We start from the raw sequence: 11634 nt of genomic DNA on the forward strand, positions 1-11634 counted from the left end.
CGGTGCAAAGTGCAAGACCGTGGCACCTAGTCGAGTGGCTGCTTCTTGGGGGGTTAAACTAGACATTGCCTGACTATATCAGAGAAAATGTCTAGTTATGTCACTAATTGTCTAGATATTTACGGACTGTTAGTTAACCCTTTTCTCTATTCACCAACGAATGACAAATGACAAATGACGAATGACGAAACGTTCAGATTGGACGCTACTTCACGCCCGTCTTCATCAAACGCTACGGCAAAGGCAGCTATTAGCGCCAAGTTGTCCTGTTTTGGTGGCGGTATCGGGGGGACAAGATTCCCTCTGTTTAATGAAACTGCTTTTAGATTTGCAGCCGAAGTGGAAATGGCAATTAGCGATCGCGCATTGTGATCACCGTTGGCCCGCAGACAAGGGGCTGGCAGATCACATTCAACAAGTGGCTCAGAGTTGGGCGATTCCTTTTTATCTGGAAGTTGCGGATCAAGTGACTACAAGTGAGGGAGCGGCTCGACAATGGCGTTATCAGGCACTCGGTAAGATTGCTCAAACCTATCAATTTCAATATGTAGTCACGGCTCACACCCAGAGCGATCGCGCGGAAACGGTTTTGTATAATCTGATTCGAGGTACGGGAGTTGATGGTCTCCAATCGCTGACCTGGCAACGTTCTTTAGTAGCCGGGGTACAGCTAGTACGCCCGTTGCTAGAGGTTACCCGTAGAGAAACGGGGGAGTTTGTGGAGCAACAGCACCTCCCGGTTTGGTTGGATGCCTATAATCAAGACCTTCGCTATGCTCGTAATCGCATTCGCCAAGAGGTACTGCCTTATCTAAAAACTCATTTTAATCCGAGGGTGGAAACTGCTCTGGGTCATACAGCGGAACTGTTACGCGCTGAGGTGGAGTATCTAGAGACGGCGGCGCGATCGCTACGAGAGCAAGCCATGGGTTCTACGAGTGAGAATGAACCCACTACGACGCTCAAACTCAATCGTTTAATCTTACGACAAGCTGATCTCGCCCTACAACGTCGTGCGATTCGCCAGTTTCTGACGATCGCCCAACCGACGGCTGCCAATTTTGAGCAAATTGAAGCGATTACGGCTTTAATTGATGCGCCCAATCGCTCTCGCACTTCATCCTTTCCCGGAGGAGCAAGCGCTCAAGTCGAAGGGGATTGGATTGTTTGGCAAACCAGTCTAGCGGACTAAGCTGTCACGCTTTCCCCACACCCTATACCCGACACCCAACACCCCACACCCCACACCCCACACCCGACACCCAACACCCGACACGCCACACCCTCAGCTCTAAGAAGCCGCCAGTTCTGGTGATTCCACCATGCTATCAACCGTTTGCCGCATTTCGGAAATTGCTTGGAGTTGATAATCGCCAACTTCCTGAATTTGATTCAGGGCTTCTGCGATCGCGTCGAGGATTTGGCGAATTTGATTCAGAGCCTCTTGCTTGGGCGGTAAGAGTTCTTGATACAGATTTACTTGACTCCACAGTTCAGCGACTTCCTGTTTCATCGAGTGCCAGTTTTCTTCCAAGTTTTGTAACTCAGAGCGTTTGGCTTCTTGCTCACTTTCTTGCTGAGTCAGCATTTCCTCGGCTTGGCTAATGCTTTGGCGCATTTGCTCAACTTGGTTTTCCAGTTTTTCCAGTTCGCTTTCCTGCTGTTGTCGCTGTTCCTCAAGCTGGTTTAAGACGGGACCGAGGTCGATTTTATGGGTATCGGTGCTACTCCCTTCACTAATTCCCTGGCGACGGCGTAAGACTCGATTATGCTGATTGAAAATCTCTTCTCTCTCCCGCAGGTTGCGGCGTTGACCGACGAGGGTTTCATCCAACATCTGGTAGCGGTCTTGCTCATCCGCTAACTCACTTTCCAAACTAATGCGATCGTACTCACTCGCATCATTAATTTTATCTTGCAGTTCTTCAACCGCTTGGCGCTGGAAGGTGAGTTCCTCCTCCTGGTCGTTGACAAAGCGCACCACTCTCTCCAAATCTTGCTGTAAATTTTGCACGATTTCCTGGAGTTCACCCAGGGGCATATTTTCCAGCGCTTGAATGTCAACCTCTTGACTAATTTTGACATCGGCTGAACTGGTCGCTAAACGAGCAAGCTCTTGATGTAAATCCTGATGAGTTTGAAGTTGCAGGCTGAGTAGATGTACAGATTCCTGCTTCATCTCCAAGGCATTCCGCTGCACCTTCAATTCCGCTTGTGCCTCTTCATAAGAGGTTTGAACTTGCTCTAACTCTTGCTTACGCTGGTGAATGTCCTCAGTTTGCTCGTCAATTTCGGTTTGGCGTTGCTCTGCTTGTTGGCGCTGATTGTCTAGTTTTTGCCAATCACTATCTAGTTCTGACTGCTGTTGATCAATGATGTCAAACGCTTGATTCAACTGTTCCCGCACAGTATCTGTAGGAGCGACAGCTGTCGAGAGGCGATCGAGCAACTCCTGCATCGCCGCAACATCGTCCTCACTTAAACCCGAAGTTTGTTGCAGCTGTTCTTTTTGCTCATCCCAACGCCGCTGTTCACCGCGCAGATGTTCCCAAGCGCCTTCTAGTTCCTGTTGTTTTCGATCAAACTCCTCTCTGAGGCGTTCAGTTTCCTCTTTCGTACTTTCTAAGTCTTGACGCTGCTGATCGATTTGTTCAGCCTCTTCCTCCATGGCTTGCATCTGTTCCAACCGCGCTTCCATTTCCATCTCGCGACGGTTGAGTTCTTGGCTTTGATACGTTAAGGACTGTTTCCACTGTTCAATTTCTTCTTCTTGACTTTTCGCCTTGTCCAACAGACGCGAAAAATTTTGTAAGATGCTCGCCAGTCTCGTCCCGGCTGGCTCAACTTCGCCTTGAATCCGATTGTTACTGACATTGACAATTGCCAAAGCCCCATCGCTCATACCACCGGCTTCGTCTCCTGGGATGATTTCATCACCTGGGACAGCGCTCCAACTCTGATCATTCCGCTGACAAGCCAGCAGTTTGAGTTCGGTCTTACTGCCGCCAAAAGGGCCAGTTTTCTGCTTTTTGACTTCTGCTAGATACAGCACACTGATCGTCCTCTTTACTTGTCTTGTGCCCAATTCTTGACTAAGCCAACCTGAACTAAATCTTAGTTGATTGGGTTGCTGGTCGCACTGCTCCTGATGTTCTCAGAGCTAACCCTGATTGATAGACCGAGCAGCTTTGTCTACAATGCTAGCTTTTAGAAAGTGACAGAGGTAGCCGTGTCTTGGATTATTGTCCTGAATCTAAGCTACCACCGGATAGTCCTGACGGATCGAGAAATGCTACATATCTCCAACTCAACCCTCCTTAAAGGGCAAGTTTAGGTAAGCTAGGAACAGAGTAGCCTTGGCTGATTGAACCCCTATTCCTCACCATCTTCGCGCCCTATAATCAGTAGCGCGGGGTAGTTGAAGTTTATTGAACGAAGCCATTCTCGATGCATGACTTTGGCTGTATTACAATTAGTGATGAATTTCTATAAGAGATTATAAGTCCTTGGCTGGTACAGACACCAGCTTTTTGCTCGATCCTACTCCATTGGCTATAAAATTTTAGCTTCAATAACTCGATTGCTGTTTTCTGGTTACTGTTTTAGGAGTATGCTTAGCCTTGGCTTAAGAGACCCCTCGTTGGACAAGCTGCATTGTTTTGTTGTTGAATTTAGCTAATTCGTCTCCTGAAGCCATTGCCTTGTCCCTGTATCCTAGCCAACCCTGCTAATTGGTGATTAACGCCAGCGATCGCTCACCGCCGTCCAACCCGCCTGATCACGCCTGATCAGGAGGTGTTACAGCAAGTCGAATCCTCAATTATACTGATTACATGGAGGTTTTGATTGACTCTTCTTCTATAAATTTCAATGGCTCTATTGAGCAACGTTAAATTTAAAGTTCAAATTGCTCTGTTGAAACACATCCGTTAAATGATCCATTCCAACCTAATTGGATGATATCTTAACATGGTCAGTCAGCGGTGGTGGTAAAGCATCAAGTTGGGGTTGAGGTTAAGATGGCAGGCAACTTGGTAACCCAACAGACCATTCGCGCCTCAGCATTGAACGCAAGGTTTTAGGAGTACATTTTCCTTAAAATGCAGGGAACGTTAAATGAAATTGATATCCGCAGTATCCTGCAACTGATCGAACTAGGTCAGCGCACAGGAGAACTTTTAGTTGAGGCGCAAAGCTTCCACACCAATAACCCTGGTAGTGATGTGACTCATCAATTTATCCAGGGACGCTCTCACCTCGCGACCCCACCCCGCCGCCCTGGACCCTTTTGGTTTGTTTTTTTTCTCAACGGACAAATTGCTTATGCGGCAAACAGTGACCCCAGTTTGTCTCGACTGCGCGATTACCTGCGTCGCTATCGAGCTGAAGCCGCTTTGGATGACATCGAAGAACCGTCGATTGCTTCGACCAATGCCCCCGAATATGGCTATCTTTGGGCGTTGCTAGAAAAGCATATTATCACGCCAGCTCAAGGGCGCAGCATTCTCCACAGTATGGTACATGAAACCCTATTTGACCTGTTGAGCCTCCACAATGGATATTTTGTCTTCGAGGTGGGTCCAGCCTTAGCGCCCCAACTCACCACCTTGGAAATTGCCCCCCTAGTGACCAAGATTATGAAGCAAGTCCAGGAGTGGAAGCAGTTTCATCCCCATATCCAATCCCCTAATCAATGCCCACTGATTACGGATGAAACGAAATTAAAGGCAGCATTACCGGAGAATGCATTTAGAACCCTCAAACGGTGGGCAAATGGCAAGAATTCTCTGCGACAGATGGCTCGCTATCTCAATCGTGATATCCTGACTGTCACCCGAGCCATTTACCCCTATATCCAAAGGGGTTGGATTCAATTGCTGACGTCAGCACCTCAACAAACCCTCGCCGTTCGACAACCTTGGGAATCCACTCGTGCAGATCATGCACCCTCTGTAGTCTGTATTGATGATGACAAGGCAGTTGGCAAAACCGTCGAGTATATGCTGCAAGCCCAAGGATATGAAGTAACGGCAATTCAAAATCCTCTCAAAGCTCTCAGCTTACTCTTCCAAATCAAACCGGCTCTAATTCTCTGTGATTTAGTCATGCCCCAACTCGATGGATATGAACTGTGTGGCATGTTACGACAATCGACGACATTTCGACAAACTCCAATCATTATGCTGACGGGCAAAGATGGCTTTATTGACCGTGTGAGAGCTCGCATGGTAGGCTCAACGGACTATTTAACTAAACCGTTTGGAGCCAGTGAGCTGTTGATGTTAGTGGAGAAATACGTGGGTCCGGGAGATCCGGAAAAAATGAGTTTCGATAGTTCCCGCCAAGTCCTAGAGGAGGAGGTCAAGGCAACCGATATTACTAAATCAGCATCGGCTTAACAACAGCGATCATCATGTAACACCCAGGAAGGTAATTCTTCCGCTACAATCACCTCATAGACTCATACAGCGATACGCCCTAGCTCCATTTAGCAGTTAAGCCTGTCACAATAGAGAAAGGGATCAGTTCAGGATGAAGCTACCATAAAGGATACATTAATCATTACTCTATCTATGTTTAAGGGTATAGCTCAACGATACAGCTCAGTTCACGTTCAAAATTCGTGCGCTTATTGGCAAGTCAGGTAGGGGGTTATGAGTACAGTTTTGGTTGTAGAAGACAGTTTGGCACAGCGACAGATGATCTCAGACCTCCTCAAAGGCAGTGGGTTGACGGTCTCTGTGGCAAGCGATGGAGTGGAAGCCTTAGAACATATTCTGCAGTCTCGTCCTGATGTAGTGGTATTGGATATTGTTATGCCTCGTATGAATGGGTACGAGGTCTGTCGTCGTTTAAAGGCTGATCCCAAAACCCAAAATGTACCCGTGGTCATGTGTTCTTCAAAAGGCGAAGAATTTGATCGATATTGGGGCATGAAGCAAGGGGCAGATGCTTACATCGCCAAGCCCTTTCAGCCCACCGAGTTGATTGGCACAGTCAAACAGCTACTCAGGTCATAAATTATAGTTAAGACTCTAGCTGCGAATGGTTGGAAATCCGGATTTTTTAACAGATACTGGTCAAGATCAAGCCCCAGAATTGCAAGAACTAGAAAGTCCTGAGGGTGAATTACACTTGCGATTTTACGTCCCTTCTGGTATGGAATTTGCTTTACCAGCGACTGGGATCAAAGAAGTGCTTGAGCCATCTCCCAACCAGATCACCCCGATCCCTAATGCTTCCCCCTTATTATTGGGGACAATCAATATGCGAGGTCGGGTTATATGGGTTGGTGATCTGGGTCAATTTCTGGGAGATGCGATCCCTGTGAATACAGACCGATCAGAAATTCCCGTCATTGCCATCGAAGATCAAGATACAATGCTCGGTTTAGCAGTGGAGCGAATTGTGGACATGGATTGGTTAGATGTGGAGCAATTACAAATGGCAATGAATGTTCCTGATACGATGGCACCTTTTTTAAAAGGAGAGTGGTTATTAGATCCAGAATCTAATCAATTTTTACGGCTTCTCGATCAGGTGGCAATTCTACGAGCAGCGCGGTGGGCAGCATGAATAAACAGTAAAAGAAAGGAAAAAGAGAGCAACCTTTTGTTTGTTACTTTTTCCTGGTGAGCAAAGGGAGGAGGTCAATGGCATCAAGTACAGATTACGTTCAGGAATATACACAAGCACAAACGGCTTACGCACAAGGTAAATACCAAGAAGCTGCCGATCTTATTAGTCGGTTGATTGAAGAGTATCCCGATGATCCAAGTGCTTTGTTACTTAAGGGTCATATCTGTTGCTATGGTCTACAGCAGTACGATCAAGCACGGGAACACTATGAGCAAGTTCTTAATTTAACGTCTGAACCTGATTTTATCGAATATGCCCATAAAGGTCTAGAAGATGCTAATCAATTGTCCAGTGAATTCGATCCTGCCGATTCACCCCCATCCACAGAGGATTTCGATAACAATTTCCACGATATTGATGAAACCGACGATTTGAATGAGATACCTACATTAGAAACCTGGCAAGACTCGGAAGCGATTGATGAGTCTATTGATGAGTCTGAGGATTTCGATTTAGGGGCTTTAGATTTGGATGAAGTGGGAATAGAGGATGATTTTGACTCAACCTCATCTTCGCCCTTTGCCGAACCCCTGGATAGTTCAGCTATTGAATCAGAGACGACGGACGAGCCAAGTTCTGTAGATGAATCCAATCCATTTGCCTTGTCCGGTTTAGACGAAGAAAGTGGTGATGTTGACAATCTTTATGAGTCATCGAGTGATTTTGATCTAAATGACAACCCCTTTGCTGAGGTAGACTATGAAGATTATGAGTCATCGAGTGATTTTGATCTAAATGACACCCCCTTTAGCGAGGCAGATTATCAGGAAAACGTTGAGGAAACAGCGAGTGATTTTGATCTAAATGACACCCCCTTTAGCGAGGCAGATTACCAGGAAAACGTTGAGGAAGCAGCGAGTGATTTTGATCTAAATGATACCCCCTTTAGCGAGGCAGATTATCAAGATCAGTTTGAGGAACCAGCAAGTGATTTTGATTTAAATGACACCTCCTTTAGCGAGGCAGATTATCAGGATCAGTTTGAGGACTTTTCAGCGGAGTCGGAGGATGATACGGCGGCAACATTTGTCATGCCTCCCGGTAGCGCCCCTGAATTTGAAGATGCTGAGGAGCAGAGTCCACCCTCTTATTCTTATGAGTCAGAATCCCATTTCAATGAAGACTTATCGGACGTTGATCAGGAAATGGAGGATTGGCATGGTGAATCGATTGACGAGTCATATCCAGACCACCCCGTTTATGAAGACGAAACCCTACTGATGAATTCAGGGGAGTTGGGGGAAAGTTTACCAACGGATACCGATGAGTTTGACTATTCGGCTGAGGAGACGGATGAGGCGATTGAAGCATTTGAAAGCCAGGACTACACTCAGGATGAATCAGACTTCGATCAAAATGGATTTAACGCTCCCGATGATCACTTCGACTTTGAGAACTTTGACGATGCTTTCGGCAATGACTCATTCACTATGGATGAAGTTGCTGAGGCTGATGCTGAGAACTTCTCAGAACTGGAAACGGACAAAGACTTTTTAGACGCTTTTGATGTATTTGAAGATGATTTAGGCTCTCTTCCCGATTTCGCCATAGATGATCAGGATGAATTAGCTGAGTCGGGCGCGAGTGAATCAGATTTTGATGTTTTAAGCAACAGCGGAGTCATACCAGCAGGTGGCGAAAGTGAGGGAGTTAGCGAAAATGGCGATGCCGTCCGAGATAGTGTAGCGGCTCACCAGCAATCGGCTCAGGAGTATCGCTCAGTTGATAGTGATGAAGAAATTTTCAGTATTGGTAGCTCAACTGAACAACTCCCAGTTTTTAGTCAAGCCAAAGAGGGGGGACACGAGGCGATTGTTAATGTTGATCAAGGGTGGCTGGCTCCCTTTGAAAATGCTTCCCTCCATCATAAACAGTGGATTATGGCGTTTGCGGCTGGGATTGCCTCCGCTTTTGTTGTTGCCTTAGTCAGTTTTTCGGCACAAAGTATTGCTGCGCGAAGTTCAGTACCAGAAGGGCAAGCTCAACCCGCGATCGCGAATCTCAAATTTGCCCATGCTTTAGCCAGTGGTGCAGCATTTGCGGCTAGTTTTGGCATTACCCTGTTTCTGGGTCGGATTACCACTCGCCAGATTCAACAAGTCACAGTGGATTTACAAACCCAGTTTGATGCCGTTGCTCAGGGAAATCTTAATGTCAGTGTCCCCATTTACTCCGAGGGAGAACTGGGTCAACTGGCTTCAGGTTTCAACCAGATGGCGCGAGTAATTCTAACCACCACCAGCGAAGCCACCCGAAAAGCAGAAGAACAAGAGCAAGCCAAAGAAGACCTGCAACGTCAGGTGATTCGATTGCTCGATGATGTAGAAGGAGCTGCACGCGGGGATTTAACGGTACAAGCTGAAGTAACAGCCGACGTTTTGGGAGCAGTGGCTGACTCCTTTAACCTAACCATTCAAAATTTGCGGGAAATCGTTCAACAAGTAAAAGATGCCGCCCGTAAAGTGACCAAGGGTTCGACTGAAAGCGCGGCATTTGCTGGCAGTTTATCCAATGACGCCTTGCGCCAAGCCGAGGAACTGGCGGTTACCCTCAACTCCGTTCAGGTGATGACCGACTCCATTCAGCGAGTCGCTGAAGCCGCCCGGGAAGCCGAGGAAGTTGCCCACACCGCTGCGGATGTCGCCCACAGAGGCGGTCACGCGGTAGAACATACGGTGGCAGGTATCTTGCAAATTCGGGAAACTGTAGCAGAAACTACGCGGAAAGTCAAGCGATTGGCTGAGTCTTCCCAGGAAATTTCCAAGATTGTCGCCGTAATTTCTACAATTGCATCCCGAACCAACCTGTTAGCGCTCAATGCCAGTATCGAGGCAGCTCGAGCTGGAGAGGCGGGTCGAGGGTTTGCCGTCGTTGCCGATGAAGTGCGGCAACTGGCAGACCGTTCAGCCAAGGCACTCAAAGAAATTGAGCAAATCGTCATGCAGATTCAAAGCGAAACCGGTTCGGTGATGACGGCGATGGAAGAAGGCACCCAGCAGGTTATTGATGGAACCAAACGGGCAGAGCAAGCCAAACAAGCATTGGAAGATATTATCCAAGTGTCCAATCGCATTGATGCGCTGGTGCGGGCAATTAAAGCGGATACGGTGGAGCAAACCGAAACATCCCGTGCTGTTGCCCAAGTCATGCAATCGGTTGAACTAACTGCCCAAGAAACCTCTCAGGAAGCCCAACGGGTATCCAGTGCCTTGCAAAACTTAGTTGGTGTGGCACGAGATCTACTCAATTCTGTAGAACGTTTCCGTGTGGAATCAAATGAGAGCAGATAGTCCTTGGACAGTGAACAGTGACAAATGACAAAGGACAAATGACAAATGACAAATGACAAATGACAAATGACAAATGACAAATGACAAATGACGAATGAATGAAACCTCTTCCTCTAGCTTGGGATTGTGGCTCCAGCGCTTGCTAGCTGCCATTTTATTAGGCGGTCAAGTCATCGTTCATCTTCTCGGTGGCAAAATCTACCGACGCAATACCCTGGAGCAAATGGCAGTCGTCGGTCCGGATTCACTCACCATTGCCCTGATCACGGCTACTTTTATCGGTGCCGTGTTTACAATTCAGGTAACGCGAGAATTTATTAACTTTGGGGCAACTACAGCCATTGGAGGGGTTTTGGCACTGGCATTGAGCCGGGAACTTGCGCCTGTGTTAACGGCTGTGGTGATTGCCGGACGAGTGGGTTCAGCATTTGCGGCTGAGATTGGCACGATGCGCGTGACTGAACAAATTGACGCACTTTATATGCTCAAAACCGATCCCATTGATTATTTGGTCATCCCTCGTGTCATTGCCTGCTGTCTAATGCTGCCGTTATTGACAATTCTCTCAATTATTCTTGGCATGACGGGCGGCGTATTGATTGCTATTAATCTTTACAATATTCCTCAATCTGTCTTTCTGGATTCCGCCCGGAATTTCCTGGGAATCTGGGATTTGTTTACGGCGATGATTAAAGCCGCTGTATTTGGGATGCTGATAGCCGTCATTGGCTGTAGCTGGGGATTAACCACTAGTGGTGGAGCCAAAGGAGTTGGTCAATCCACGACAACGGCAGTCGTCACGGCTTTACTGGCAATTTTCATCACTAACTTTTTTTTGTCGTGGCTGATGTTCCAAGGCACAGGCAGTGCAGTTCTGTAGTTAGAGGTATATTAAAATAGATCATTTGTGTCGATAAACAACGGGAATTTAGTCTAGTGACCTCTGCTACTTCTTCATCTTCATCAACCCAAACCATCGAACTTGCCCCTAGCTACGCGATTCCTTTGGTATTGGTTCTGGGCAGTATACCGATTGTGCTGCTCCAAATTTGGGTCGGTTTACTCATTGCTCTTTTCGGGTTATTTTTAATGATTCAAGCGGTAACCATCCGTCTGCAATTTACCGAAACCGCATTGGATGTCTATCGTTCCCAGACTTTAATTCGCCGTTTTCCGTATAAAGACTGGTCAAATTGGCGAATTTACTGGTCATCGTTTCCAATCCTTTTCTATTTTAAGGAAGTGAATAGCATCCACTTCTTGCCAGTTTTATTTGATCCCAAACCGCTTAAACGTTGCTTAGAGGAGCGCTGTCCCCAGATTTGAGTCGAGTTTAAAATTAACCCTTAGGCTGGAGAACACCTTGTATCGAAGGCTCTCTTACCGGGTAACTCATTGAGAGAATAATCCCACCCCACCGTTTAAGGGTCGGGAGTGTCAATCCTTATTAGATATTAATTATTCAGTCAGGAACCCCATAGAAGACAGCCAGCGGCTTGCAGATTACCCGCTCTTTGAGAGGGAGGGAAGCTTGCCCCACCTGACCAGAAGGCTAGAACGTCCTAGCAGCCGTTATTAGGGAGAGTTTAAGTTCTCACCTTGGAATGCGTGCCAGTTCCAAGCCCTGAAATCTCAGCATTAAACAGGTGTACAAGGGTTAAGCCAGTGTGCTGGGAAAAGTACCGCCTAATAACCACTTCGAGGC

At 47.1% G+C, this 11634-nt stretch carries 8 protein-coding genes; 7 read left to right on the forward strand and 1 reads right to left on the reverse strand.

The window, feature by feature from the left end; genetic code table 11:
- Nucleotides 1–181: 181 nt before the first annotated feature.
- Complete coding sequence (gene tilS, locus RIC07_RS31880; protein WP_446398025.1) at nucleotides 182–1192, forward strand: tRNA lysidine(34) synthetase TilS; 1011 nt, start codon at nucleotides 182–184, stop codon at nucleotides 1190–1192.
- Nucleotides 1193–1291: 99 nt separating this feature from the next.
- Here tilS and hmpF read toward each other — a convergent pair whose 3' ends face one another.
- Nucleotides 1292–3052 carry a pilus motility taxis protein HmpF gene (hmpF, locus tag RIC07_RS31885; RefSeq protein ID WP_446398026.1) on the reverse strand — a complete coding sequence of 587 codons (1761 nt, stop codon included), beginning with the start codon at nucleotides 3050–3052 and terminating at the stop codon, nucleotides 1292–1294.
- Nucleotides 3053–4100: 1048 nt separating this feature from the next.
- Between hmpF and RIC07_RS31890 the strand changes: the two genes are divergently transcribed.
- From RIC07_RS31890 to RIC07_RS31915, 6 genes are all read left to right on the forward strand, one after another.
- On the forward strand, nucleotides 4101–5399 hold the full coding sequence (locus RIC07_RS31890) for a response regulator (RefSeq protein ID WP_446398027.1): 1299 nt from the start codon (nucleotides 4101–4103) through the stop codon (nucleotides 5397–5399).
- Nucleotides 5400–5654: 255 nt separating this feature from the next.
- Nucleotides 5655–6020 (forward strand): response regulator transcription factor, encoded by a 366-nt coding sequence (locus tag RIC07_RS31895; protein WP_006099778.1) that lies wholly within the window; start codon nucleotides 5655–5657, stop codon nucleotides 6018–6020.
- A gap of 25 nt (nucleotides 6021–6045) precedes the next feature.
- Nucleotides 6046–6576, forward strand: a complete 531-nt coding sequence (locus RIC07_RS31900) for a chemotaxis protein CheW (protein ID WP_446378666.1) — start codon at nucleotides 6046–6048, stop codon at nucleotides 6574–6576.
- 77 nt (nucleotides 6577–6653) lie between these two features.
- Nucleotides 6654–9929 (forward strand): methyl-accepting chemotaxis protein, encoded by a 3276-nt coding sequence (locus RIC07_RS31905; protein ID WP_446398028.1) that lies wholly within the window; start codon nucleotides 6654–6656, stop codon nucleotides 9927–9929.
- A gap of 94 nt (nucleotides 9930–10023) precedes the next feature.
- Entirely contained in the window at nucleotides 10024–10809 is a 786-nt protein-coding gene (locus RIC07_RS31910) for an MlaE family lipid ABC transporter permease subunit (RefSeq protein ID WP_446398029.1), read from the forward strand.
- 56 nt (nucleotides 10810–10865) lie between these two features.
- A complete protein-coding gene (locus RIC07_RS31915) occupies nucleotides 10866–11255 on the forward strand; it encodes a DUF3119 family protein (RefSeq protein ID WP_446398030.1) in 390 nt (129 codons plus the stop codon).
- Nucleotides 11256–11634: the final 379 nt, after the last annotated feature.

Source organism: Coleofasciculus sp. E1-EBD-02, assembly GCF_040218245.1.
Taxonomy (GTDB): Bacteria; Cyanobacteriota; Cyanobacteriia; order Cyanobacteriales; family Coleofasciculaceae; genus Coleofasciculus.

Excerpts from the sequence above, each read along its gene's own strand:
- tilS (WP_446398025.1), top strand. The coding sequence starts at position 182 with ATGACGAAACGTTCAGATTGGACGCTACTTCACGCCCGTCTTCATCAA.
- RIC07_RS31905 (WP_446398028.1), top strand. The coding sequence starts at position 6,654 with ATGGCATCAAGTACAGATTACGTTCAGGAATATACACAAGCACAAACG.
- RIC07_RS31900 (WP_446378666.1), top strand. The coding sequence starts at position 6,046 with ATGGTTGGAAATCCGGATTTTTTAACAGATACTGGTCAAGATCAAGCC.
- RIC07_RS31910 (WP_446398029.1), top strand. The coding sequence starts at position 10,024 with ATGAATGAAACCTCTTCCTCTAGCTTGGGATTGTGGCTCCAGCGCTTG.
- RIC07_RS31895 (WP_006099778.1), top strand. The coding sequence starts at position 5,655 with ATGAGTACAGTTTTGGTTGTAGAAGACAGTTTGGCACAGCGACAGATG.
- RIC07_RS31890 (WP_446398027.1), top strand. The coding sequence starts at position 4,101 with ATGCAGGGAACGTTAAATGAAATTGATATCCGCAGTATCCTGCAACTG.